The organism is Acidiphilium multivorum AIU301, from assembly GCF_000202835.1.
GTDB lineage: Bacteria > Pseudomonadota > Alphaproteobacteria > Acetobacterales > Acetobacteraceae > Acidiphilium > Acidiphilium multivorum.
Genome location: NC_015186.1, coordinates 1101824 through 1126827 on the forward strand (window position 1 = coordinate 1101824; position 25004 = coordinate 1126827).

Here is a 25004-nt window from a genome sequence, read left to right on the forward strand (position 1 = left end):
GCCCGAAAGCGGCACAGGGCGCGGTGCCGGGCGATCCGGCCACGTTCGGTATATTGGGCGGCCCCCGGTGCGCCGCAATCCCGCGGCACGACCGGGCCGGCTCCCTCAGGAACCGGTTTCAGCGCGTTCCTTGCCATGCAGGAAAAGCGGATTTGCCCGCCCCTCGGCTACTTCGCCGTTGATCACGACCTCTTCGACCGAGTCGAGGCCCGGGAGGTCGAACATCGTCTCGAGCAGGATGTTTTCCATGATCGACCGCAGGCCACGCGCCCCGGTCTTGCGCTGGATCGCACGGGCGGCGACCACTTTCAGCGCGTCTTCGGTGAAGTTGAGCTTCACGCCCTCCATTTCGAAAAGGCGGCCGTATTGCTTGACAAGCGCGTTCTTCGGCTTGGTGAGGATCTCGATCAGCGCCGCCTCGTCGAGGTCCTCGAGCGTCGCAACGACGGGCAGACGGCCAATGAATTCGGGGATCAGGCCGAACTTCAGCAGATCCTCGGGCTCGACTTCGCGCAGGATCGCGCCGGTGCGCTGCTCCGTCGGGTCGCGCACATCGGCGCCGAAGCCGATTCCCGACCCCTTGCCACGCTGTGCGATGATCTTCTCCAGCCCGGCGAACGCGCCGCCGCAGATGAAGAGGATGTTGGTGGTATCAACCTGGAGGAACTCCTGTTGCGGATGCTTCCGCCCGCCCTGCGGCGGCACCGAGGCCACCGTCCCTTCCATGATCTTGAGCAGCGCCTGCTGCACGCCCTCGCCGGATACGTCGCGCGTGATCGAGGGGTTGTCGGACTTGCGGCTGATCTTGTCGACCTCGTCGATATAGACGATGCCGCGCTGCGCCCGCTCGACATTGTAATCCGCGGCCTGCAGCAGCTTGAGGATGATGTTCTCGACATCCTCGCCAACATATCCCGCCTCGGTCAGGGTCGTCGCGTCCGCCATGGTGAACGGCACGTCGAGAATCCGGGCCAGCGTCTGGGCGAGCAGCGTCTTGCCCGAGCCGGTGGGCCCGACCAGCATGATGTTCGACTTCGCGATCTCGATGTCGTTGTTCTTCTGCGCGTGCGCCAGCCGCTTGTAGTGGTTGTGCACGGCAACACTGAGAATCCGCTTGGCGTGATCCTGCCCGATCACGTAATCGTCCAGCACCTTGCAGATTTCGCGGGGCGTCGGCACGCCGTCGCGCGTTTTCACGAGGTGCGTCCGGTTATCCTCGCGAATGATGTCCATGCAGAGTTCGACGCATTCATTGCAGATGAATACCGTCGGCCCCGCGATCAGCTTGACCACTTCGTGCTGCGACTTGCCGCAAAACGAGCAATACAGGGTGTTCTTCGAGTCTCCGGACTTCGTGCTCATCTATGCTCCAGCCGCGCCGCCGGAGGCGGCGGCGCATCAATCAGGGGACCGAGATTAAACCCCATGTCCCGCCGGCACAAGCATTACGGTCATTGCGCCGCATTCCCGGGTCGGCTTCCGGGGAACGCGGCGCCAGACCCTGCCTTACTTCGAGTCCTTGGCCGGCTTCTTTTCCACAACCTCGTCGACCAGGCCGAATTCCTGCGCCTCGTTGGCCGACATGAAGCGGTCGCGCTCCAGCGCCTGCTCGATCGCCTCGAGCGACTGGCCGGTATGAGTAACATAGATATCGTTCAGCCGCCGCCGCAAGGTCAGGATCTCGCGGGCCTGGATTTCGATATCCGAAGCCTGGCCCTGCGCCCCGCCCGAGGGCTGGTGCACCATGATCCGTGAATTCGGCAGGGCGAAGCGCTTGCCCTTCTCGCCGGCGGCGAGCAGCAGGCTGCCCATCGAGGCCGCCTGGCCGATGCAGACGGTCGAGACCGGCGACTTGATGTATTGCATCGTGTCGTAGATCGCGAGGCCGGCGGAGACGACGCCACCCGGGCTGTTGATGTAGAAGGCGATCTCCTTCGACGGGTTCTCGCTTTCGAGGAACAGCAGCTGGGCCGCGATCAGCGAGCCGACCTGGTCATAGACCGGACCGGTGAGGAAGATGATCCGCTCCTTCAGCAAGCGCGAAAAGATGTCATAGGAGCGCTCGCCCCGCGCGGTCTGCTCGACCACCATGGGCACGAGGCTGTTCATGTAGATCTCGGTGGGATCGCGATCCATCGGCATCTGTCTCCAAGTCGGGGCCGGACGCACCGCACCCGCATGAAATCGTGTCCTGTCGGGCGCGGCCGCCGCCGAATCACGGCCGGCGCCGCGCCCACAGACGTCTAAGATGAGCCGGGAACAGGGCGGCGTCCACCCCCGGGTGAAAAAGAGATCAGTCGTCGGTGTCGGCGAACAGGGCCTCGGCCGAAACCTCCTCGTCGGTCACGGTCGCGAGTTCCAGCGCGTAGTCGACAACCTTGTCCTCGAAGATCGGCCCGCGCAGCCGGTCCAGCGCGCGCGGGTTCTTCTGGTAGAACTCCATGATCATCTTTTCCTGGCCGGGGAACTGCTGCATCTCGGCGATCATTGCGCGGCGCATGTCCTGCTCGGTGATCTGCACGTTGTTGGTGCGGCCGATCTCGGCCACCAGCAGGCCCAGCCGCACACGGCGTTCCGCGATCGCGCGGTAGTCGGCGCGCAGCGTCTCCTCGTCCTTGCCGGCGTCCTCCTCATCGAGGCGGCCAGCCTGCTTCTCGGCCTCGACCTGCCGCCAGATCTCGGCGAACTCGGCGTCGACCAGCGAGGCCGGCGCCGGGAAATCGGCCTGCTCGGCCAGCTTGTCGAGCAGCGCGCGCTTGACCTTCAGCCGTGAGGCGCCGGCGCGGGACTGTTCCAGCCGGTCGGCGAAGAACTTGCGGAACTCGGTGAGGTTCTCGAAGCCGTTGGCCTCGGCGAACGCGTCGTCGATCACCGGCGCCACGCGCCGCTTCAGCGCCTTGGCGGTGATGTCGAACGTCGCTTCCTTCCCGGCCAGATCGGCGGCGTGGTACTGCTCGGGGAAGGTCACGGTGATCACCTTCGTCTCGCCGGCCTTCATGCCCTCCATCTGCTCGGCGAAGCCGGGAATGAAGCCCGAGCCGCCCAGCTCGATATCGGTGTCGGTGCCGGCACCGCCTTCGAAGGGCACGCCATCGCGCTTGCCGAGGAAATCGACGGTGAGGATATCGCCGGTTGCCGCCGGGCGGTCTTCCGTGACCACCTCGGTCTCGGCGCGCTGCTCGGCGAAGCGCGCGATCGCCTCGTCGATCTCCGCCTCGGTCACCGGCGCCTTCGGCCGGGTCAGGCTGATCGCCTTCAGGTCCGGAATCGTCACCTCCGGCAGCACTTCGAGCTCGACGGTGAATTCGAGGTCGGAATCGGGTTCGGCACGGACGACCTCGACCTTCGGCTGCACCGCCGGGCGCAGGCTGCGGTCATTGATCATCCGTTCGGTCGCCTCGTTCACCGAAGCTTCCATCACCTCGGCGGCCACCGCGTCGCCGAAGCGCTTGCGCACCATCGACAGCGGCACCTTGCCCGGGCGGAACCCCGGCATCTGCATCGTCTTCGACAGCTCGGCGAGGCGCTTCTCGCGCTTCTCGCTCAGATCGCTGCCCGGCACGACGACGGTAAAGCCGCGCTTCAGCCCCTCGGTGAGGGTTTCGGTAACCTGCATGTCCAAACCAATCCTTACGTTACGCCATTTCCCACGCGCCGTGCGGGCACGGCAGATCGACCCCGTCTGCGGGCGGAGGGACTTGAACCCCCATGGCTCGCGCCACCAGAACCTAAATCTGGCGTGTCTACCAGTTCCACCACGCCCGCCCGAACCGGACCAGCAGGCCAAGCGCGTTCAATTCCGCGCATGGCCGGTCGGCGCGGACTAGCGCGCTTTGCCGTCCGCGACAAGCGAGGACGGCAAACTGCGTGCGCGCCCGTTGCTCAGAAGCGCCAGCGCAGCCCGGCGCTGACCATCCGCTGCTCGCCGGCGCGGCGCGCGAAGGTCGTCGCAAGGTCGACCGTTGCCGAAAGCCTGCCGGCGAGCCGCGCCGTGACACCGGCATCGGCCACGCCCCACATCGTCGACAGCTGCGGATAGGTCGTGGTCAGGCCGACCAGCGGCTCGTCGGTGAAGACGCTGGCGAACTGCCCCGGCGCACCGGCGATCGAGGCCTGCATGCCGATCGAGCCATGCGGCCGAATCGCGACACCGCCCAGCCTGACCCGCGCCGAAGCCGCAAGCCCGGCGCCGAACAGCACGCGCCCGAAATCCTGGCCGCCGACCGCCATGGTCAACGCCGGGTCGCCCTGCTCGGTATACGGGTCGACATGCGCTTCGGTCGCATCCAGCCCCACTGTCGGGCCGAACGCTACGACACCGCGATGCAGCACATAGCCCGCCTGTATTGTGGCGCCGAGCGTATGGCCGCGGGGCGAGGCGGTGATCGGCGCCAGCACGCCCGGCCGGCTGATCCGGCCGAACCGGTCGAGGCCGTAATCGAGCTGGGCGTCGAGATAGAGGTGGCGGCTATGCGCGGCGAGATAGGCGGCAAACTGGTAGGCATCGGCATCCAGGCGCTCGCCCCCGTTCACCGTCGCGCTTTCCCGCGCATATCCGAACGCGAGGCCGGCGGCGAGATGGCGGGTGAAGCGGTAATCCGCGCCGGCGGTCACCGTGCCGATCTGGTCATGGAAGCCGAGGCTGCCCGGCGCCGCCGCCCGCGCGCCGAACCCGTAGCCGCCGGCCACGAAAACCGACAGCGCGTGCCCATTGCCCGGCATCTCCATCGGCCCGGTATCGCCCGCCGCCGTATCGGCCAGCATCGGCCCGCCGGCGAGATCGACTGTCAGCCCCCCGGCGCCGTGGCGCAGCGCGTCCATCCTCGCGCCAATCGTCTGCGCGAAGGCCGCGGCGCCGGCATCGAGCAGCCGTGCCGGCACGGACAGCGACTGGAACCCGTTCAGCGCGCTCGCGACATATTCGGCGATCACCTGGTGCCCGTGCGTGGTCGGGTGCACGTTCCACCAGAGATACTGGTTCTGCACCGAGGCCGGCGCATAGGCGCAGGCGGAACTTGCCGAGGCGAAGCAGGCGTCGGTCACGTTGGTGAAGCCATAGGCAGCCGGATTGGCGCTGATCTCGGAGAAGATCTGCTGCTGGTTGATCAGGAGGATGTTGATCCCGAGCGAGGCATGCAGCTGCCCCGCCAGGGTCGCGAGCCCCGCATTATGCGCGGCGATGATCTGGTCGCCGAGGGCTACGAGTTGCGGCGTGCCGTTCACCGTCGGCACATTGCCGAAGGGCACGAGATTCTGCAGCACGACCTGCCGCGCGCCGAGCGCGGCCACCTGCCCGATCGCCTGCCCGGTCTGGGCGAGCACGGTGCTCACGTTCTGGCTGACGATCTGCTGCGCATTCGCCGGGTCCGCCCCGACCAGCGTCTCGGTGGCGAAATAATTATTCCCGCCGATCCAGATCCCCACCACATCGGAAGGCGAAAAATGCCCGCCCGATGCGGCAAAGCCCTGGATTTCCTGCAATTCGTTCGGCAGGCCGGGAAGCAAGGTCGACGGGAAATTGACGAGATTGTTGTAGGTCACGCCATTGACCACCAGCGGCCCGGCAAAGGCGCCGCCCACCGCATAGTCGTTGGAGGGCTTGAAATTCAGCCCGGTCAGCCCGGGCAGGTATTCCGCCCAGACCGGCCCGTTCGAGAACCGGAAGCCGACATAGGGCGGCCCCGGATAGGGAACGCCGGTCAGCCGCGGAATGTTGCCATTATCGCTCAGGCTGTCGCCGAACACGTAAAGACTGCCCGGCGCCTGCGCCCTCGCCGGCGCCAGCCCGATGAACCCGGCCGCGAGCGCGCCTATCGCCAGTCTCCGAACGCATGTCTCGAATGTCATTTCGCTCCCCATTGTTCATCCCGCATCCGGCTCATTCAGGCCGGTTTCGACAGGATATTTCCCAATAGGGAGTATCTATGCCGCAGACGAAACAACCCGGTCAAACAAAAATCTCGTGTGCGAGGCTTTCGTGAGCCAGATAATTCCGTCGCGGATAAAGTGGCTGGGGCTGCCGTTCAGGACGCGGCGGTCACCTCGTGCGGCCGCCCGGCCAGCGCCTCGATCAGCGCGCTGCGAAGCTGCGCGAGCTTGCGCTCGTTCTGCACCTTCAGGCCGAACACATCCTTCACGTAGAACACGTCGACGGCGCGAACCCCGTAGGTGGTGATATGCGCCGAGGCGATCTGCAGCCCCTGCGAGGTGATGGCGGCGGTGACGTCGTGCAGCAGGCCCGGCCGGTCGCGGCCGTTCACTTCAATAACGGTGTGCCGGTTCGAGGCGCTGTTGTCGACGACGACGCGCGGCGGCACGTGGATCGCCCGCATCCGCCCGCCGACGACGCTGTTCGCCGCCTTCTCGATCTCGGTCGCCAGCCGCAGCCGGCCCGAGAGCACCTGTTCGATCACGGCGGAAATCTTCGCCAGCCGGTGCGGCGCCTCTAGCGAACCGCCGCCGGCGTCCTGGATCCAGAACGTGTCGAGCGCCATGCCATCGGTCAGCGTGTGGATCCGCGCATCGACGATCGTCGCCCCGGCGACCGCGAGGGCACCGGCGATGCGGCTGAACAGCCCCGCATGGTCGGCGGTATAGACCACGACCTCGGTGACCGACCGCGCCGGCAGCGGCGCGGCGGCGACGGTCAGCGGCACGTCGCGATGGCGGGCATCGCGGATCATCCGCCCGTGGCGGGCGATGCTTTCGGGGTCGAAGCCGAGCCAGTAGCCCGGATACCCCATGTTGAGGAATTCCTCGCGGTCGGCGTCCGGCCAGTCGGCGAGCAGCTCCGCGACCATCTGCTTGACGCGGGCAACGCGGACATCGCGCTCGGTGGTCGCAAGCCCGCCCTCCAGCACCTCGGCGACGCGGGCATAGATCTCGCGCAGCAGCGTCGCCTTCCAGCCGTTCCACACCTTGGGCGAGACGGCGCGGATGTCCGACACCGTCAGGATCAGCAGCAGCCGCAGCCGCTCGGGCGACTGCACGACATCGGCGAGGTCGAGGATCGTTTTCGGATCGTCGATGTCGCGTGAAAACGCCGTCTGGCTGAGCAGCAGATGATGCAGCACCAGCCAGGAGACCATCTCGGTCTCCTCCGGTTCGAGCCCGAGCGCGGGGCCGATGGTCAGCGCCAGTTCCGCGCCGATCTCCGAATGGTCGCCCCCCCTGCCCTTCGCGATGTCATGCAGAAGCAGCGCGACATAGAGCGCCCGGCGCGACTGCACGTGATGCGCCAATCCGCTGGCCACCGGCACGATTTCCGAAAGCTCACCGCGCTCGATCGCATTCAGCACCCCGATCGCGTGGATCGTGTGCATGTCGACCGTGTAGACATGATAGGAATCGAACTGCATCTGGCCGACGATCCGCCGCCAGTCGGGCAGGTAGCGCCCCAGCGCACCGGTTTCGTTGAGGATCGCGAGCCATTGCGCGCCGTCCTGCCGCGGATCGTCGTTGCCGCAGAGCAGGTCGAGAAACAGCGAGGCCGCCTGCGGATCCGTGCGCAACTCCGCGGTGCGCCGCGCGCCGCGGATCATCGCGCGGAGCGCGAGCGGATGCAGTTTCAGCCCCCGGTCGCGCGCCACCTGGAGGATGCGCAGCAACTGGATCGGCTCGGCCATCGGCTCGCGGCCGGCGACGAACAGGATCTTGCCGTCCGCCAGCACGAAACCGGCGTCCAGCAGCGCCGCGTCGGTCGCCGGCGCGATCGCGGGCGGTCCGAGCGCCGCGCGCACCACGGCGGGTTCGAGAACGCCGGTCACCCGCGCAACCTCGCGCACCACCAGGAAGTAGTGGCGCATGAACCGCTCGACGCCATCCTGCCGCCCATGCCGCGTATAACCCATGCGCGCGCCGATCACCGGCTGCAGGTCGAAGGTCAGCCGCTCCTCGGCGCGGCCGGCGACATAGTGCAGGTGAAAGCGCACGGTCCAGAGATAGTCCCAGGCCCGCTTGCAGGCGCGCGCCTCGGTGGCGCTGAGAATGCCGCCGCCGGGCGCGCCGGGGCCGACCAGCTCGGTCATCGCGAAGGTGCCGAACACGTAGCGGGCGAGCCAGTAGAGCGTCTGCAGGTCGCGCAGCCCGCCCTTGCCCTCCTTGATGTTGGGCTCGACCATGAACGGCGTGTCGCCGAAGCGCTTGTGGCGGGCGGCGCGTTCGGCCTGCTTCGCGGCGATATAGCCGGCCGGGCTGCCGGCGGCGCAATCCTGTCGGAAGGCCTGCTGGAAATGCGCGAACAGCGGCCGGTCGCCGGCGATGCAGCGGGCATCGAGCAGCGAGGTGCGGATCGTGCTGTCACCCTGCGCCTCGGTCAGACAATCGGCGGTCGATCGCGTGGCGTGGCCCACCTTCAGCCCGAGGTCCCAGAGGAAATACAGGATGAACTCCACAGCCCGCTGGATCCGCGCCGAGGGTTCGTTGTCGGTGAGGAACAGCAGGTCGATATCGCTGAACGGCGCGAGCGTGGCGCGGCCATAGCCGCCGGTCGCCGCGACGGCGAGCCGGTCGCCGGGCTCCACCGGCAGCAGGTCGATCGAATAGCCGATCAGCGCCGCGATGAACTCGTCCATCAGGCCCGAGAGCAGGCGCGCGGCAGCGAGGCCAGACATGTCGCCGCGTTCGAACCGGGTCTGCACATGGGTCTGCAGCCGCGCCAGCTGGCGGCGGAAGATGCCGAGCGCCGTCTCCCGCGGCGGCGGCGCGCCGCGCGGCAAAAGGCGCGCCAGCTCGGCGCCGATATCGGGGCGGCCGATCACCGCCTCCTTCGGCGGTGGCGGGATCACGGCTGCCGGCATGGCGGGCGGAACGTCGCGCGGCGGCTGGGTGGTGTTCGACATGTTACTGCTTCTCTACCGCGCCATCCGCCCTGTCGCCAAGGAACTTTCGCCGCCACGCATAAATCAGCTCCAGCGCCGCGCGCGGCGAAAGCTGGTCCGGATCGGCCTCCGCGAGCGCCGCATGCCAGCCATCCGCCGCCGGCAGTTCCGCAGGCGGCGCCGGATCCTCGCCCGCCGCGGCGAACAGCGGCAGCGCTCCCGCCTCGCCGCCGCCGCGCTCGGCCGCGCGCAGCAGCGCATCGGCCCGGCGGATCACCGGCTCCGGCAGCCCGGCCAGCTTCGCGACATGCACGCCCCAGCTCCGCTCCGCCGCCCCCTCGATCACCTCGTGCAGGAACACGACGCTGCCCCGCCACGACTTCACCCGCATCGTGCAGGGCCGCAGCCGCGGCAGCGCCGCGCCAAGCTGCACCAGGTCGTGGAAATGCGTGGCGAAGATGCTGCGGCAGCGAATGGAGCCGTGCAGCGCCTCCAGCACCGCCTGGGCGATCGCGAGCCCGTCCCGCGTGCCGGTGCCGCGGCCGATCTCGTCGATGATGACGAAGCTGCGCGGCCCCGCCTGGTTGAGGATGGACGCGGTCTCGATCATCTCGACCATGAAGGTCGAGCGCCCGGCGGCGAGGTCGTCGGCAGCACCCACGCGGGAGAACAGCCGGTCCACCAGCCCGATCCGCGCCTGCTCCGCCGGCACCGGCAGCCCGGCCTGGGCGAGAATGATGACCAGCGCGTTCTGCCGCAGGAAGGTGGACTTTCCGGCCATGTTCGGCCCGGTCAGCAGCATCAGCCGCCGCTCGGGCGAGAGGTCGGCATCGTTGGCGATGAAGCGCGTCCCCGCGGGCAGCGCCGCCTCGACCACCGGATGCCGCCCGGCGATGATGCTGAACGCCGCATCCTCGGAAAGCTCAGGGGCACACCAGCGCCCGCTTTCGGCCAGCGTCGCCGCCGATTGCAGCGCATCGAGCCGCGCCAGCGCCGCCGCGCATTCCGCCAGCGCCGCCTCCTCGCGCATCACCGCGGCGAGCAGATGGTCAAGCACCAGCGCCTCCCGCGCCGCCGCCCGCTCATGCGCCTCGGCGATCCGCCGGTCGAGGTCCGACAGTTCGGGGTGGGTGAACCGCGCCGCCGAGGCCAGCCCCTGCCGCAGGATCAGCTCCGGAAACGCCCGCAGCGCCTCGACTGCCGCGGCTGGCGCCTCCAGCACATAGCCGAGCTGGCTGTGGTGCCGCACCTTGAGGCTGGCGACGCCATAGCGCGAGGCAAGCTCGGTCTGCAGCGCCGCAATCACCTGCCGCGTATCGTCGCGGAGCCGGCGCTCGCCGTCGAGTTCGCCGTCGAACCCCGCGCGGATCGCCGGCGCATCCCCAATCCGCGCCGGCGGTGTTTCGACCAGCGCGGCCTCCAGCAGCGGCCCCAGTTCCGGCCCGGCGGCGAGCTTCGCGAGGTCATCCGCCAACGGATGCGCGGGATCGGCGGCAACCGCAGGCGCCAGCCCCTCGGCCACCGCGCGCGCGGCGGCGAGCGAATCCCGCACCTGGCCCAGATCGCGCGGCGACAGCCGGCCCGCCTTCCGCCCCGCCAGGCCGAGCCGCGCGAGCGCGCGGGCAAGATCCGGCGCGCCGCGCAGCGACGTTCGCAGGGCGGCGAGCGTCCCCGGGGCGTCGAGCAGGCTCTGCCAGCCGGCCTGCCGTGCCCGCAGCGGGCCGATCGCATCCAGCGGCGCGGCGATCCAGCCGGCGAGCATCCGCGCGCCCGCGGCGGTCACCGTGCGCCGCACCGCGCCGAACAGGCTGCCGGCCTCGCCGCCATCGGCCGTGCGCAGCAGGTCGAGGCTGGCGCGGGTCGCGGCATCCATCGCCATCAGGCCGGTCTCGCCCGCGCGCACCGGGCGGGCGATGCGCGGCAACGTCCCGGCCTGGCTGCGCTCGACATAGCGCAGCGCCACCGCCGCCGCCTGCGCCTCCTGATCGGTGAAGGCGCCAAAGGCGTCGAGCGAGGCAACATCGAACAGCCGGGCGAGATCGCGCCGGGCAAGCTCCGCCGCCGGCGGCGGGCCGGGATCGGTGCGCCGGCCTTCATGCGCCCCAAGCTCGATATCCGCTCCGGAAAGAATTTCCGCCGGGTCCAGCCGGCCGAGCAGCGCAGCCAGTTCGCCCCCCGCAAGGTCGGCGGTCTCGAACGACGCGGTCGAGACATCGAGCCAGGCGGCGCCGATCCGCCCCGCCCGGGGCACCAGCGCGAGCAGCAGGCTGGCGCGGCCCTGATCGAGCAGCGCCTCCTCGGTGATCGTGCCGGGGGTGATGAGCCGGACCACGGCGCGCTCGATCAGCGCCTTGCCGCCCCGCGCCTTCGCCGCCTCCGGCGCCTCGACCTGCTCGGCCACCGCGACACGGAATCCCCGCCGGATCAGCCGGGTCAGATAGGTATCGCGCTGCGAGACCGGCACGCCGCACATCGCGATCGGCTCGCCCTGATGGGTGCCGCGCGCGGTCAGCGCGATGTCGAGCGCCGCCGAGGCCGCTTCGGCATCCTCGAAGAACAGTTCGTAGAAATCGCCCATCCGGAAGAAGATCAACGCGTCCGGATAGTCGGCCTTGGCCTGGAACCACTGCGCCATCGCGGGGGTTGCGCCGGCGGCGCGGTCGGAATTCATCCCATCTGTCTAGCCGAGGACCGGGCACGCGCGGAAGAGCGCGGCAAAATGTCGTGGCGGAAATAATTTCCGACCATCCTCCGATCAGGAGAAGTCCGGTTGAATTCGGAGAAAAAATCCGGCATGAGACCGTCATGCCCAAGACGACAGACGAGATCATCGACCTGCTGGGCGGCGCCGACGCGGCAGCCCGGCTGACCCAGGTTTCGACCGAGGCCGTGCGCAAGTGGCGCAGCGCCGGGGCGATTCCGGCACGGCACTGGCCGGCGGTGATTGCCGCGACCGGCCTGTCCCTGGCCGATCTTTCAGGAGACATTGCAATGGAATCCGAAACCACGAAACCGGAGGGCGCAACCGCGGCGCTGGTATTGGGCGACGGCCGCGTGTTCTGGGGACGCGGCTTCGGCGCGCATTCCACCGGCGAGCCGGCGGAACTCTGCTTCTCCACCGGCATGACCGGCTATCAGGAAACCCTGACCGATCCGTCCTTCGCCGGGCAGATCATCACCTTCACCTTCCCGCATATCGGCAATGTCGGCGCCAATCCCGAGGATATCGAGGCGAACACGAGTTTCGCCCGCGGCCTCGTGATCAACCGCGACATCACCCGTCCGTCGAACTGGCGCGCCGCCGAGGGGCTGGCCGCCTGGTGCCGCCGCATGGGCCTGCCGGGCATCGCCGGAGTCGACACCCGCGCCCTCACCCGCACCATCCGCGACGACGGCCCGCCCAACGCGCTGATCGCCTATCCCGAGGACGGCCGCTTCGACATCCCCGCCCTGGTCGAGCGGGCCCGCGCCTGGCCGGGGCTCGAGGGCATGGACCTCGCGCGCGAGGTCTCCTGCACCCAGAGCTACGAATGGACCGAGACGCTGTGGGACCGCGCGCACGGGTTCGGCCGGCAGAACGCGCCGAAATTTACTGTAGTTGCCGTAGATTACGGCGCGAAGCGCAACATCCTCCGCAACCTCGCGAGCGCCGGCTGCCGGGTCATCGTCGTCCCCGCCACCGCCTCGGCCGAGGATATCCTCCGTCATCAGCCTGATGGCGTGTTCCTCTCCAACGGCCCCGGCGACCCGGCGGCGACGGCCGAATACGCCGTGGCGGCGATCCGCGGCGTGCTCGATGCCGGCAAGCCGCTCTTCGGCATCTGCCTCGGCCACCAGCTCCTCGCCCACACGCTTGGCGCGAAGACCTACAAGCTCGCCCGCGGCCATCGCGGCGCCAACCAGCCGGTGCAGGAGCTTGCCACCGGCAAGGTCGAGATCACCAGCCAGAATCATGGCTTTGCGGTGGATGAGGCCAGCCTGCCCGACGGCGTGACGGTTACCCATCGCTCCCTGTTCGATGGTTCGAACGAGGGCATCGCCTGCCCGGCGAAGAACTGCTTCTCCGTGCAATATCACCCCGAGGCCAGCCCTGGCCCGTCGGATGCCAATCACCTGTTCCGGCGCTTTGTCGCGATGATGGAGGGCTGACCATGCCGAAACGCACAGACATCAAATCGATCCTGATCATCGGCGCCGGGCCCATCGTCATCGGCCAGGCCTGCGAGTTCGACTATTCCGGTGCCCAGGCCTGCAAGGCGCTGCGCGAGGAGGGCTACCGGGTGATCCTGGTGAACTCCAATCCCGCCACGATTATGACCGATCCCGAACTGGCGGATGCCACCTATATCGAGCCGATCACGCCGGAGATGGTCGAGAAGATCATCATCAAGGAACGGCCGGATGCGGTGCTGCCCACCATGGGCGGGCAGACGGCGCTGAACACCGCGATGGCGCTCGCCAAGGCCGGCACGCTTGAGAAGCACGGCGTCGAGCTGATCGGCGCCCGCGCCGAGGTGATCGACCGCGCCGAGGACCGGCTGAAATTCCGCGACGCGATGGCCGAGATCGGCATCGAGAGCCCGCGCAGCGCCATCGCCCATACAATGGACGAGGCGCGCGCAGCACTCGACCTGGTTGGCCTGCCGGCGGTGATCCGCCCCTCCTTCACCCTCGGCGGCACCGGCGGCGGCATCGCCTACAACCGCGAGGAATTCCTCGAAATCGTCGCCGGCGGGCTCGACGCCTCGCCGACCACCGAGGTGCTGATCGAGGAAAGCGTGCTCGGCTGGAAGGAATACGAGATGGAGGTGGTCCGCGACCAAGCGGACAACTGCATCATCGTCTGCTCGATCGAGAACATCGACCCGATGGGCGTGCACACCGGCGACTCCGTCACGGTCGCCCCCGCGCTGACCCTGACCGACCGCGAATACCAGCTGATGCGCGACGCCTCGATCGCCTGTCTGCGCAAGATCGGCGTCGATACCGGCGGTTCGAACGTGCAGTTCGGCATCAATCCGGCCGACGGGCGCATGGTCATCATCGAGATGAACCCCCGCGTCTCCCGCTCCTCGGCGCTGGCCTCGAAGGCGACCGGCTTTCCCATCGCCAAGATCGCGGCGAAGCTCGCCGTCGGCTACACGCTCGACGAGCTGCGCAACGACATCACCCGAGTCACCCCGGCGAGCTTCGAGCCGACGATCGACTACGTCGTCATCAAGATCCCGCGCTTCACCTTCGAGAAGTTCCCCGGCACGCCGGCGCTGCTGACCACCTCGATGAAGTCGGTCGGCGAGGCGATGGCGATCGGCCGCTCCTTCCCCGAGGCGCTGCAAAAGGGGCTGCGCAGCCTGGAGACCGGCCTCGCCGGGCTCGATCCGGTCGAGAAGCCGGGTGACGGCACACGCGATGCCTTCCGCGCCGCGCTCTCCACCCCGCGACCCGACCGGCTGCTGATCGCCGCCGAGGCGCTGCGCGCCGGCCTCTCGGTCGAGGAAATCCACGCCGCCTGCAAGTTCGACCCCTGGTTCCTCCGCCAGATGGAGGACATCGTCGAGGCCGAACGCCGCGTCGCCGCGGAGGGCCTGCCCGGCGACGAGCTCGGCATGCGCGCGCTCAAGGCGCTGGGGTTCTCCGACCGCCGCCTCGCCGCCCTTACCGGCCGGAGTGAGGCGGATGTGAGCAAGGCGCGCCTCGCCCTCGGCGTCACCCCGGTCTATCGCCGGATCGACAGCACCGGCGGCGAATTCGCCTCGGCGACCTCTTATATGTTCGCGACCTATGAAGGCGGCTTCGGCGCGCCGGTCTGCGAGGCGGAGCCGAGCGAGCGGCGCAAGGTCGTCATTCTCGGCGGCGGCCCGAACCGGATCGGCCAGGGCATCGAGTTCGACTATTGCTGCGTCCACGCCGCCTATGCGCTGCGCGAGGCGGGGTTCGAGACCATCATGGTCAACTGCAACCCCGAAACCGTCTCGACCGACTACGACACCTCCGACCGCCTCTATTTCGAGCCTCTCTTCGCCGAGGACGTGCTCTCCCTGCTCCGCCGCGAGCAGGAGCGCGGCACGCTGCTCGGCTGCATCGTGCAGTATGGCGGGCAGACGCCGCTCAAGCTCAGCCAGGCCCTCGCCGAGGCCGGCATCCCGATCCTCGGCACCTCGGCCGACGCGATCGATGCCGCGGAGGACCGCGAGCGCTTCCACGACCTGTTGCGCTCGCTCGGCCTGCGCCAGCCGGAAAACGGGCTGGCCCGCTCGGCCGAGCAGGCGGAAGCGATCGTCGAGCGGATCGGCTTCCCCGTCGTCATCCGCCCCTCCTACGTGCTCGGCGGCCGGGCGATGGAAATCGTCTACGACCTCGCCAGCCTGCGCCGCTACATGCGCGAGGCGGTGGTGGTCTCCGGCACCAACCCGGTGCTGATCGACCGCTACCTGAACGATGCGATCGAGGTCGATGTCGACTGCATCGCGGACGGCCAGAGCGTCTACGTCGCCGGCGTGATGGAGCATATCGAGGAGGCCGGCATCCATTCCGGCGACTCCGCCTGCTCGCTGCCGCCCTATTCGCTCTCGCCCGCCATCGTCGCCGAACTGCGCGCCGAGACCGAGGCGATGGCGAAGGCGCTCAATGTTATCGGGCTGATGAACGTGCAGTTCGCGATCCAGGGCGAGAACGTCTACGTGCTGGAGGTCAATCCGCGCGCCTCGCGCACCGTGCCCTTCGTCGCCAAGGCGACCGGCGTACCGGTGGCGAAGATCGGCGCGCGGGTGATGGCCGGCGAGGCGCTGGCCTCCTTCGGGCTGGACGACAGCGTGATGCGCAGTCACGTTGCGGTGAAGGAAGCGGTGTTCCCCTTCGCCCGCTTCTCCGGCGTCGACGTGCTGCTGGGCCCCGAGATGAAGTCTACCGGCGAGGTGATGGGGCTGGATGTCAGCTTCGCCCGCGCCTTCGCCAAGGCCCAGCTTGGCGCCGGGGTGAAGCTGCCGCAGGCGGGCACGGTGTTCCTCTCGGTGCGGGATTCCGACAAGCCGGCGATCCTCGCGATCGCCCGCCGCTTCGTCGATCTCGGCTTCGAGATCATGGCGACCCGTGGCACCGCCGCGCATCTTTCCGAAGCCGGCATCGCCGCGCGGGCGGTGAACAAGGTGCTGGAGGGCCGGCCGCACTGCGTCGACTCGATCCGCTCCGGCGAGGTTCAGCTGGTGATCAACACCGCCTCCGGCGCGCAGACCGTGGCGGACAGTTTCGACATCCGCCGCCAGGCGCTGAACCACGGCGTGCCGCACTACACGACCATCGCCGGCGCGCGGGCGGCCTCGCACGCCATCGCCGCCCTTGCCGCGGGCAGCCTTGAAGTCGCGCCGCTTCAGTCGTATTTTCCGCAATCGTTCCGATGATCGTGGCGCCGGATTCCTCCGGCCCGCGACTTTTTCGCTCATCCTTACGCCTGTTGGCTTAACCTGACTGAAGGAACTGCCGTGCAAAAATTCCCGATGACCGGGCCCGGACTGCAGAATCTCGAAGCCGAGCTGCGCCACCTCAAGTCCGAGGAGCGGCCGGCGATCATTCGGGCGATTGCCGAGGCCCGCAGCCACGGCGACCTGTCGGAAAACGCGGAATACCATTCCGCGCGCGAGCGCCAGTCCTTCATCGAGGGTCGGATCGCCGAACTCGAGGAAATCATTTCCGCCGCCGAGGTGATCGATCCGTCCACCCTGTCGGGCGACACGGTGAAGTTCGGCGCCCATGTCGAGTTGATCGACGAGGAGAGCGACAAGGAAGTCACCTACCAGATCGTCGGCGTCCACGAGGCGGACATCAAGGCCGGGCGGATTTCCGTCACCTCGCCGCTGGCCAAGTCGCTGATCGGCAAGAAGCCGGGAGACACCGTTTCGGTGCCCGCCCCCGGCGGCGACCGCAGCTACGAGATCCTCGCCGTCCGGTTCGGCTGAGGCCTTGGTCACCCTCGCCGATATCGAGGCGGCGGCCGGCCGGATCGCCGGCGCGGTGCTGCGCACGCCGCTGGTCCGCGCCGACGCGCTCTCGCGCGCGACCGGTGCGGACATCCATCTCAAGCTCGAGAACCTGCAGGCCACCGGCGCCTTCAAGGAACGGGGGGCGGCAAACCGCATCGCCCTGCTGACGGAGGCCGAGCGCAAGTCCGGCGTGATCGCGATGTCGGCCGGCAATCACGCCCAGGCGGTGGCGCGCCACGCCCAGCTCGCCGGCATCCGCGCCACCATCGTGATGCCGCGCTTCACCCCGACCACGAAGGTCACCCGCACCCGGGCCTGGGGCGCGCAGGTGGTGCTGCACGGCGAAACCCTCGCCGAGGCCGCCGCCCACGCCCATGAACTCGCCGCCCGCGAAGGCCTGGTCTTCGTCCACCCCTACGACGACGCGGACGTGATCGCCGGCCAGGGCACGCTCGCCCTCGAGGTGATCCATGACCTGCCGGATCTCGACGCGCTGGTGATCCCGACCGGCGGCGGCGGTTTCATCTCCGGCTGCGCGGTGGCGGCGCGGGCGCTGCGCCCCGGCGTCGAGATCCTCGGCGTCGAGGTCGAAAGCTATGCCGGCTTTGCCCAGGCGCTCGCGGGCCAGGAGGTCAAGGTCGGCGGCGCGACCATCGCCGAGGGCATCGCGGTGCGCGATATCGGCCAGCTGCCGCTCGCGCTGCTGAAGGAACACGAGGTCGAGGTTCTGGTCGTGCCGGAAGCGGCGGTCGAGCAGGCGATCGCGATGCTGGCCGAGAGCGGCAAGATCGTCGCCGAGGGCGCCGGCGCCGCCGCCCTCGCCGCGGTGCTGACCTTCCCGCAGCGCTTCGCCGGCCGCCGGCTCGCCCTGCCGATCTGCGGCGGCAATATCGACACCCGCGTCCTCGCCAACACGCTGCTGCGCAACCTGATGCGCGACGGGCGGATCGTTAAGGTGCTGATGGAAATCCCGGACCGTCCCGGCGTGCTGGCCGACATCGCCGCCCGCATCGGCGATCAGGGCGGCAACATCATCGAGGTCGTGCACCAGCGCCAGTTCGCCTCGCCGACCGTGCAGGCCGCGCATCTCGAAGTGATGTTCGAGGCGCGCGACGCCGCCCATGGCCGCTCGATCACCGAGGCGCTGGAAGCCGCCTACACCGTCCGCCGGCTCTGATCGCGCCAGCCGGCGCTCAGATCACGAAGGCGCCGCCGCGCATCACCGGCGTGATGGTGCCGTCGGCGTTCACGCCATCGACGTCCATCAGCGCCGAGCCGATCATCCAGTCGACATGGATGAGGCTTTCGTTGGCGCCGCGGGCGGCATCGCAACCGCCTTCCATGTTCAGCGCCAGCGCCTGGCCGAGCGCGATGTGGCTCGCCGCGTTCTCGTCGAATAGCGTGTTGCGGAAGATCAGCCCCGAGCGCGATACCGGGGAGGCATCCGGCACCAGCGCCACCTCGCCGAGGCGGCTCGCCCCCTCGTCGGTCGCGATCAGGGCGCGGAACACGTCCTCGCCCCGCCTCGCCTTCGCCTCGACGATCCGCCCCGCCTCGAACCGCACCTCGATGTCCTCGATCAGCGCGCCGCCATGCACGAGCGGCTTGCTCGCCCGCACCCTGCCGTTCACCCGCTCGCGATGCGGCATGGTGAACACTTCCTCGGTCGGCATGTTCGGCATGCAGGCGGTGCCATCCTTCGATGTCGCGGACCCGCCCGCCCAGAGATGCCCGTCGGCCAGGCCGACTTCCAGGTCGGTGCCGGGCCCGCTGAAGCGCAGCGCGGCAAAGCGGCGGGCGTTCAGCGCGTCGCACCGCGCCCGCAGGGTCGCGACATGGGCATGCCAGGCGGCAACCGGATCGGCCTCGTTGATTCGGCAGACCTCGAAGATCGCATCCCACAGACGCGCGGCCGGGTCGGGATCGCCGGGGAAGACCGATTTCGCCCAGCCCGGTGTTGCGAAGGACAGGATCGACCAGTTGGTGGCGAAACCGCTGATCAAGCCGCGCACCGGCTTCATCGCCCGCGCCATCGCGCGCTGGGCGCGGCCGATCCGCGCCGGGTCGCAATCCGCGAGCAGCATCGGGTCGGTGCCGACCACGGTCAGCATCGCCGCGCCCTCGTCGATCGACTTCGCCACCCCCTCGTACAGCCAGGCCGGCGCGAAATCGAAACTGTCCTCGCTCGCCTCGCGGAACCGGGCACGCTGGATCAGGTCGTCCGCGAAGAAGGGGATCACCAGCGCCGCGCCGGCGCGATAGGCATGGGTCGCGATCCGGTCCACCAGGTCGCGCGCCTCGATCGGCGCGTTGACGATCAGCTCCTGGCCGGTCTGCACGTTGACGCCGATGCGGACGGCGACCTCGGCCAGCCGGTCGAGTTTCTCTTCATGCGTCATGGTGCGTCTCCCTCGATGATCATGCCGTCAAACGCGGGCTCGAAGCCGGCGGGCAGCGTGTCGCACAGCGTGCGGTAATCCATGTCGAGCCCCATATGGGTCAGGATGGTGCGGCGCGGGCGCAGCGCCGTCGCCCATTCGATCACCTGGTCGAGATGGGCATGTGTCGGGTGCGGTCCGCGCCGTGTGAAACAGTCGATGATCCAGGTGTCCACCCCCTCCAGCAAGGCGAACTGGTCGGGCGTGAAGCGCACCACGTCCGGGCAGTAGGCGACATTGCCGACGCGCAGCCCGAGCGAGGGAATGAAGCCGTGATCCTGCCGGATAAAGCGCACCGGCAGGCCGGCGATGGTCCTGGTCTCGCCGGGCAGGATCGTGTGGGTGCGCAGCACCGGGCGGAAGAAGCCGGGCGGCTCCCAGGGCCGGAACGCGTAGTCGAACCGCTGGCGCAGCTCCGCCCAGGTGCGCTCGTCCGTATAGGCGTCGATCGGCGTGCCGCGGAGACGGTTGAGGATGCGGATGTCGTCGAGCCCGGCGATATGGTCGGCGTGCGGATGGGTGATGATCACCGCGTCGATCCGGTCGATCCGGTTGTCGGTAAGCTGCAGGCGGATTTCCGGCGCGGTATCGACCAGGATGCGCTGCCCGTCGGCGGCGCTGAAGACCACGCTCGCGCGGGTGCGGCGGTTGCGCGGCTCCGCCGGATCGCATTGCCCCCAGTCGCCGCCGCCATCCGGGCCGCCGATCTGCGGCAGCCCGGCCGAGCCGCCGGTGCCGAGCAGCGTGAGCGTGAACCTCATGAAGCCTTGACGAACAGGCGGCGAAAATTCGCGGTGGTGAGATCGGCCATCTCGGCCATTCCCATGCCCTTCACCTCCGCCAGCACCCTGGCGGTGTGGACGGTGTGCGCCGGCTCGTTGCGCTTGCCGCGGAACGGCACCGGGGCGAGATAGGGCGAGTCGGTTTCCACCAGCAGCCGCTCGCGCGGAATGTCGCGCGCGATCTCGCGCAGTTCCGCCGATTTCGGGAAGGTCAGGATGCCGGAGAAGGAAAGGAACCCGCCAATCGCCAGCGCCCGCTCGGCCAGCCCCCGGCCCGAGGAAAAACAATGCAGCAGGAACAGGAATGGCGCCTTCGCGTGCTCGTCCTCCAGCATGGTGGCGACGTCGTCATCCGCGTCGCGGGCATGGATGGCAAGAGGCAGGCCGGTCATCTGCGCCGCGCGGATATGGGCGCGGAAATTCTCCGCCTGAACCGCGCGCGGCGCCTTGTCGTAGAAATAGTCGAGCCCGGATTCGCCGATGCCGATCACCCGGGGATGCAGCGTCATCTCGGCGATCGCCTCCGGGCTGGGCACGCCCGCATCGCCGCCGGCATTGTGCGGATGCACGCCGATGCAGGCGAACACGCTGGGATCGCTCTCGGCGATGGCGATCGCGGTTTCCGACTGGCGCATCGAGGTGCCGATGGTCACCATCCGCCCGACCCCGGCCTCGTGCGCGCGGGCGATGACGGCGGGACGCTCGGCCTCGGTGAAGTAGTCGAGATGGCAATGAGAATCGATCAGCATCCGGCCTATATAGAGGTGCCGGCGCCGGATCGGAACCGCGCTTGACCCGCGCAAGCGCCTCTGTCCATCTGCGGGCGGCAGATGAGGGAGAGTGCGATGACCAGGCCGGTGATGCTGACGATACTCGACGGGTTCGGCTGGCGCGAGGACCGCGCCGACAACGCCGTGGCCCTGGCGAACACGCCGCATTTCGACCGTCTCTGGCGGGAGTCGCCGCACGCCTTCCTCAGCGCCTGCGGCCGCGATGTCGGCCTGCCCGAGGGTCAGATCGGCAATTCCGAGGTGGGCCACACCAATATCGGCGCCGGCCGGGTGGTCATGCAGGAACTGCCCCGGATCGACAGCGCGATCGAGGACGGCTCGCTGGCCGAGAACGCCGACCTGCGCCGCTTTGTGGACGCGCTGCGCGAATCGGGTGGTGCCTGCCATCTGCTCGGCCTCGTCTCTCCGGGCGGGGTGCACGCGCATCAGCGCCATGTCGCAGCCCTTGCCGGCGCGGTCGCGCAGGCCGGCATTCCCGTCTTCGTCCACGCCATCACCGACGGGCGGGACACGGCGCCGGAAAGCGCGCCGGACTGCCTCGCCTGGCTGCGCGACGCGCTGCCGAAAGGGGCGGAGATCGCGACCGTGATCGGCCGATATTACGCGATGGACCGCGACAACCGCTGGGAGCGCGTCCGCCTCGCCTTCGACCTGTTCACCGAGGGCAAGGGCAGCCATGCCGACGATCCGGTCGCCGCGGTGAAGGCAAGCCATGCGGAGGGGGTGACGGACGAGTTCGTCAAGCCGGTCGTGATCGGCGACTACGAGGGCATGCGCGACGGCGACGGCTTGCTCTGCGCCAATTTCCGCGCCGACCGCGTGCGCGAGATCCTCTCCGCCCTGCTCGATCCTGGCTTCGACGGCTTCGAGCACGCCCGGCATATCCGGTTCGCCGCCGCGCTCGGCATGGTGACCTATTCCGACGATCTCGCGCATTTCATGCACACGCTGTTCCCGCCGCAGAGGATGGACGACCTGCTCGGCGAGGTGGTCGCCCGCGCCGGCAAGCGCCAGCTGCGCGCGGCGGAAACCGAGAAATACCCGCACGTCACCTACTTCCTGAACGGCGGGCGGGAGACGCCGTTCGAGGGCGAGGAGCGCATCCTCGTCGCCTCGCCCAAGGTCGCGACCTACGACCTGCAGCCGGAAATGTCGGCGCCGGAACTGACCGACAAGGTCGTCGCCGCCATCGAATCCGGCCGCTTCGACCTCATCGTCCTGAATTTCGCCAACCCGGACATGGTGGGCCATACCGGCTCGCTGCCCGCCGCGATCAAGGCGGTGGAGACCGTCGATGCCGGACTCGGCCGGATCGAGGCGGCGATCCGCGCCCAGGGCGGCGCGATGATCGTCACCGCCGATCACGGCAATTGCGAGATGATGCGCGATCCCGAAACCGGCGGCCCGCACACCGCGCACACGCTCAACCGCGTGCCGGTGCTGCTGACCGGCGGGCCGGCGGATGCGAAACTGCATGACGGCCGGCTCGCCGATCTCGCGCCGACGCTTCTCGCCCTGCTCGGGCTTCCCCAGCCGGAAGCGATGACCGGCCGGAGCCTGATCGGCGCCTGATGCCACTGGCCGCGCGCCGCCTCGCCGCGACTGCCGCGCTGTTGGTCGCAGCACTCGCCGCCGGCGCGGCGCGGGCCGACCAGCTCGGCACGGCGCGCAGCCGGCTCGATCAGGCGAACGCGGCAGCGCAACGCCATCGAGCGGCGGCGGCGGCGGCGGCAAGGGCGGAGGCCATGGCGGCAGCGCGTCGGAAAGCCCTGCTGGCCCAGGAAATCACCGCCAACGCCGCGTTGCGCGCCACCGAGGACAAGACAGCGCAGGTCGTCGCCCGCCTCGCCGACCTCACCACGAAAACGCAGGCGGCCAAGGCGGAACTCGATGCCGATTCGGCCGCCATCGCGCCGCTCCTGCCGCTCATCACCCGCCTCGCCTTGCACCCGGCGGCGACCCTGATCGCGTCCGGTGCGGCGCCCGGCAAGGCGGCCGAGGGCGCGCTGGCGATGCAGGGAATCACGCGGCAGATCGCCGCCCGCGCCCGGGCGCTGCGGGCGGCGCGGCGGCGCTATCGGAAGCTTGCGGTGGAACTGGCCGGACAGAAGGCACGGATGGTGGCGGCGGTGGCCCGCCAGAAGGCGGGCGACGCGGCGCTGCGGGCGGCCATTGCCGCGGTCGGGGCCGCGGAAAGCCGCGCATCCCTGCAACGCCAGGCCGAGGCCCGGAAAGCCGCCGCGGCGGCCGGACAGGCGCATGACCTCGTCGGCGTCATCTCCCGCCTCGAGCGCGCCCGCGCCGCCGCGGCGCGGCAGGAAGCCGCCGCGCGCATCGCACCGGCAACACCGAAAGCGCTTGCCGGCGCGCCGGTCGCCGGCAAGCTGGTCCGTGCCTTCGCCAGCGCCACGGCCACCGGCCCGGCCACCGGCGATACCTTCGCCGCGGCTCCCGGCGCCGTGGTCAGCGCCACGTGCGGCGGCAACGTGGTGTTCGCGAAGCCCTTCGCCAGCTATGGCAAGCTGATGATCATCGACTGCGGCGGCGGATACGATTTCGTGATGGCGGGGTTCCAGCAGTTCGATGTATCGGTAGGCCAGCATGTCGAGCCCGGCCAGCCCGTCGGACGGATGCCGGCATTCGATGTGCACAATCCGGGAAACCAGCCGCGCCTCTATGTCGAGCTGCGGCACGACGGGAAGGCGGTCGACCCGGCGTCACGATTCGGTTCCGGGCCGGGGGAACGCTGAAACCATGGCGGCCGGCTCTGGACTTCCGGCCCAGCCGCACTATTGGTGGCAGAGATGATGAGGATGGCGCGTATGAAGTTGAGGACCTCTCTGTTGATCACGGCCACGTTCGCGGTCGGCATCGGCGTCGGCATGGTGGCGCCCGCGGTGCATGATGCCCTGGCCGGCGTTCGCCAGAGCGACGAGACCTATCGCCAGCTGGGTCTGTTCGAGAACATCTTCCAGCGGATCCGGGCCGACTACGTGGTGCCCGAACCCTCGAAAAAGCTGATCTACGATGCGATGAACGGCATGCTGACGGGGCTCGACCCGCACAGCGCCTACATGAACGCCCAGCAGTACAAGGACATGAAGGCCGAGACCTCCGGCCAATTCGGCGGGCTCGGCATCGAGGTGACCGAGGCGGGCGGCTTCATCAAGGTGATCACCCCCATCGACGGCACACCGGCCGCCAAGGCCGGAATCAAGCCCGGCGATCTGATCGTGGCGATCGACGGCAAACCGATGGTCGGCGTGACGCTGGACAAGGCGGTCGACCGGATGCGCGGCCCGGCCGGCAGCAAGATCGATATCACGATCAAGCGCCCCGGCGTCGACAAGCCGGTGCACGTCACCCTGACCCGCGCGATCATCCATGTCCACGCGGTCAAGACGGCGCTTTACGGCGATGTCGGCTATCTGCGCCTCGCCAGCTTCTCCGAGAACGCGAATCGCGACATTCGCCGCGGCGTGGCGAAGCTCAAGGCCGAAAGCCACGGCAAGGTGGACGCCTATATCCTCGACCTTCGCAACAATCCCGGCGGTCTGCTCGACCAGGGCATCGCCGTGGCCGATGATTTCCTCAACACCGGCGAGATCGTCTCAACCCATGGCCGGCACCAGTCCGACGATCAGGTCTGGTACGCCCATGACGGCGACATCACCGGCGGCAAGCCGATCGTCGTGCTGGTGAATTCCGGCACCGCCTCGGCGGCGGAAATCGTCAGCGCGGCACTCCAGCAGAACCGCCGCGCGGTGGTGATGGGCACCCGCACCTTCGGCAAGGGCTCGGTGCAGACCATCTTCACCATCCCCGGCCACGGCGCGCTGCGAATGACCACGGCGCTCTACTACACGCCCTCCGGCAAGTCGCTGCAGGATTACGGCGTCGAGCCCGACCTCGTCGTGCACGAGACGAACAATCCGAAGGATCATTTCCCGAAGATTCGCGAGTCGAACATGCCGCACGCCTTCCGCAACCCCTCGGGCCTGAAGGCGCCGATCCTGCCGCCGAAGCTGGTGCTGCCGGCCGTCGCGAAGACGATCGCGCCACGGCCGCCGGCCAGCTGGCCGAAATTCGAGCCGAAGCACCCGAACACCGACTACCAGCTCCAGATGGCGCTGAAGCTGGTCCGCGCCATGGCAACAAACCGGGTTGGCGCCAGCCAGGCGGATGTGGCGCACTGAGA

16 protein-coding genes and 1 tRNA gene are annotated in these 25004 nt (G+C 68.9%); 7 read left to right on the plus strand and 10 right to left on the minus strand.

Translation table 11 applies throughout. From position 1 onward, the window contains the following. Positions 1–105 precede the first annotated feature (105 nt). The 7 genes from clpX to mutS form a co-directional block, all read right to left on the minus strand. Positions 106–1362 carry an ATP-dependent Clp protease ATP-binding subunit ClpX gene (clpX, locus tag ACMV_RS04815; protein ID WP_011941871.1) on the minus strand — a complete coding sequence of 419 codons (1257 nt, stop codon included), beginning with the start codon at positions 1360–1362 and terminating at the stop codon, positions 106–108. Between the two features lie 144 nt (positions 1363–1506). Next, entirely contained in the window at positions 1507–2136 is a 630-nt protein-coding gene (clpP, locus tag ACMV_RS04820; RefSeq protein ID WP_007422419.1) for an ATP-dependent Clp endopeptidase proteolytic subunit ClpP, read from the minus strand. A 157-nt stretch (positions 2137–2293) separates the two neighbouring features. Further along, the gene (gene tig, locus ACMV_RS04825; protein WP_013639709.1) at positions 2294–3616 is read right to left on the minus strand and encodes a trigger factor; all 1323 of its coding nucleotides are present in this window, start codon (positions 3614–3616) and stop codon (positions 2294–2296) included. 67 nt (positions 3617–3683) lie between these two features. Beyond that, a tRNA-Leu gene (locus tag ACMV_RS04830) sits at positions 3684–3765 on the minus strand. A 117-nt stretch (positions 3766–3882) separates the two neighbouring features. Further along, positions 3883–5847 carry an autotransporter domain-containing protein gene (locus ACMV_RS04835; RefSeq protein ID WP_231844485.1) on the minus strand — a complete coding sequence of 655 codons (1965 nt, stop codon included), beginning with the start codon at positions 5845–5847 and terminating at the stop codon, positions 3883–3885. 176 nt (positions 5848–6023) lie between these two features. Next, positions 6024–8840 carry a [protein-PII] uridylyltransferase gene (locus ACMV_RS04840; protein ID WP_013639711.1) on the minus strand — a complete coding sequence of 939 codons (2817 nt, stop codon included), beginning with the start codon at positions 8838–8840 and terminating at the stop codon, positions 6024–6026. A gap of 1 nt (position 8841) precedes the next feature. Further along, positions 8842–11490 carry a DNA mismatch repair protein MutS gene (gene mutS, locus ACMV_RS04845; RefSeq protein WP_013639712.1) on the minus strand — a complete coding sequence of 883 codons (2649 nt, stop codon included), beginning with the start codon at positions 11488–11490 and terminating at the stop codon, positions 8842–8844. Positions 11491–11624: 134 nt separating this feature from the next. On the opposite strand from mutS, the gene carA reads away from it, so the two are divergent. The 4 genes from carA to ACMV_RS04865 all read left to right on the plus strand — a co-directional run bounded on the left by carA (position 11625) and on the right by ACMV_RS04865 (position 17972). Then, positions 11625–12968, plus strand: coding sequence for a glutamine-hydrolyzing carbamoyl-phosphate synthase small subunit (gene carA / locus ACMV_RS04850; RefSeq protein WP_013639713.1), 1344 nt, complete (start codon positions 11625–11627; stop codon positions 12966–12968). A 2-nt stretch (positions 12969–12970) separates the two neighbouring features. Beyond that, the gene (carB, locus tag ACMV_RS04855) at positions 12971–16216 is read left to right on the plus strand and encodes a carbamoyl-phosphate synthase large subunit (protein ID WP_011941866.1); all 3246 of its coding nucleotides are present in this window, start codon (positions 12971–12973) and stop codon (positions 16214–16216) included. Between the two features lie 81 nt (positions 16217–16297). After that, positions 16298–16771, plus strand: a complete 474-nt coding sequence (gene greA, locus ACMV_RS04860) for a transcription elongation factor GreA (protein WP_007422523.1) — start codon at positions 16298–16300, stop codon at positions 16769–16771. Between the two features lie 4 nt (positions 16772–16775). Next, a complete protein-coding gene (locus ACMV_RS04865) occupies positions 16776–17972 on the plus strand; it encodes a threonine ammonia-lyase (protein ID WP_007422524.1) in 1197 nt (398 codons plus the stop codon). A 16-nt stretch (positions 17973–17988) separates the two neighbouring features. Here the strand turns inward: ACMV_RS04865 and ACMV_RS04870 are convergent, their stop codons facing one another. Genes ACMV_RS04870 through ACMV_RS04880 form a run of 3 tightly spaced genes read right to left on the minus strand, consistent with a single transcriptional unit; the run spans position 17989 to position 20764 of the window. After that, positions 17989–19194 carry an aminopeptidase gene (locus ACMV_RS04870; protein ID WP_013639714.1) on the minus strand — a complete coding sequence of 402 codons (1206 nt, stop codon included), beginning with the start codon at positions 19192–19194 and terminating at the stop codon, positions 17989–17991. After that, positions 19191–19994, minus strand: a complete 804-nt coding sequence (locus ACMV_RS04875) for an MBL fold metallo-hydrolase (RefSeq protein WP_007422526.1) — start codon at positions 19992–19994, stop codon at positions 19191–19193. The genes ACMV_RS04870 and ACMV_RS04875 overlap by 4 nt, the downstream gene beginning before the upstream one ends. Then, complete coding sequence (locus ACMV_RS04880; protein ID WP_013639715.1) at positions 19991–20764, minus strand: TatD family hydrolase; 774 nt, start codon at positions 20762–20764, stop codon at positions 19991–19993. The genes ACMV_RS04875 and ACMV_RS04880 overlap by 4 nt, the downstream gene beginning before the upstream one ends. Before the next feature lie 96 nt (positions 20765–20860). Here ACMV_RS04880 and gpmI point away from each other — a divergent pair, with 96 nt between their 5' ends. The 3 genes from gpmI (at position 20861) to ACMV_RS04895 (ending at position 25002) form a co-directional block, all read left to right on the plus strand. Continuing rightward, positions 20861–22378: a 2,3-bisphosphoglycerate-independent phosphoglycerate mutase gene (gene gpmI, locus ACMV_RS04885; protein WP_007422527.1), complete on the plus strand. Its 1518-nt coding sequence runs from the start codon at positions 20861–20863 to the stop codon at positions 22376–22378. Continuing rightward, the gene (locus ACMV_RS04890; protein WP_013639716.1) at positions 22378–23556 is read left to right on the plus strand and encodes a murein hydrolase activator EnvC family protein; all 1179 of its coding nucleotides are present in this window, start codon (positions 22378–22380) and stop codon (positions 23554–23556) included. Before gpmI ends, ACMV_RS04890 begins: the two co-directional genes overlap by 1 nt. A gap of 72 nt (positions 23557–23628) precedes the next feature. Continuing rightward, positions 23629–25002, plus strand: a complete 1374-nt coding sequence (locus tag ACMV_RS04895) for a S41 family peptidase (protein ID WP_007424440.1) — start codon at positions 23629–23631, stop codon at positions 25000–25002. Positions 25003–25004 lie beyond the last annotated feature (2 nt).

Bases quoted from the DNA above. Each gene is read 5' to 3' on its own strand.
- tig (WP_013639709.1), bottom strand. From the start codon at position 3,616: ATGCAGGTTACCGAAACCCTCACCGAGGGGCTGAAGCGCGGCTTTACC.
- ACMV_RS04835 (WP_231844485.1), bottom strand. From the start codon at position 5,847: ATGACATTCGAGACATGCGTTCGGAGACTGGCGATAGGCGCGCTCGCG.
- ACMV_RS04890 (WP_013639716.1), top strand. From the start codon at position 22,378: ATGCCACTGGCCGCGCGCCGCCTCGCCGCGACTGCCGCGCTGTTGGTC.
- ACMV_RS04895 (WP_007424440.1), top strand. From the start codon at position 23,629: ATGAAGTTGAGGACCTCTCTGTTGATCACGGCCACGTTCGCGGTCGGC.
- ACMV_RS04880 (WP_013639715.1), bottom strand. From the start codon at position 20,764: ATGCTGATCGATTCTCATTGCCATCTCGACTACTTCACCGAGGCCGAG.
- clpX (WP_011941871.1), bottom strand. From the start codon at position 1,362: ATGAGCACGAAGTCCGGAGACTCGAAGAACACCCTGTATTGCTCGTTT.
- gpmI (WP_007422527.1), top strand. From the start codon at position 20,861: ATGACCAGGCCGGTGATGCTGACGATACTCGACGGGTTCGGCTGGCGC.
- ACMV_RS04840 (WP_013639711.1), bottom strand. From the start codon at position 8,840: ATGTCGAACACCACCCAGCCGCCGCGCGACGTTCCGCCCGCCATGCCG.
- ACMV_RS04870 (WP_013639714.1), bottom strand. From the start codon at position 19,194: ATGACGCATGAAGAGAAACTCGACCGGCTGGCCGAGGTCGCCGTCCGC.
- carB (WP_011941866.1), top strand. From the start codon at position 12,971: ATGCCGAAACGCACAGACATCAAATCGATCCTGATCATCGGCGCCGGG.
- ACMV_RS04875 (WP_007422526.1), bottom strand. From the start codon at position 19,994: ATGAGGTTCACGCTCACGCTGCTCGGCACCGGCGGCTCGGCCGGGCTG.
- mutS (WP_013639712.1), bottom strand. From the start codon at position 11,490: ATGAATTCCGACCGCGCCGCCGGCGCAACCCCCGCGATGGCGCAGTGG.
- clpP (WP_007422419.1), bottom strand. From the start codon at position 2,136: ATGGATCGCGATCCCACCGAGATCTACATGAACAGCCTCGTGCCCATG.
- carA (WP_013639713.1), top strand. From the start codon at position 11,625: ATGCCCAAGACGACAGACGAGATCATCGACCTGCTGGGCGGCGCCGAC.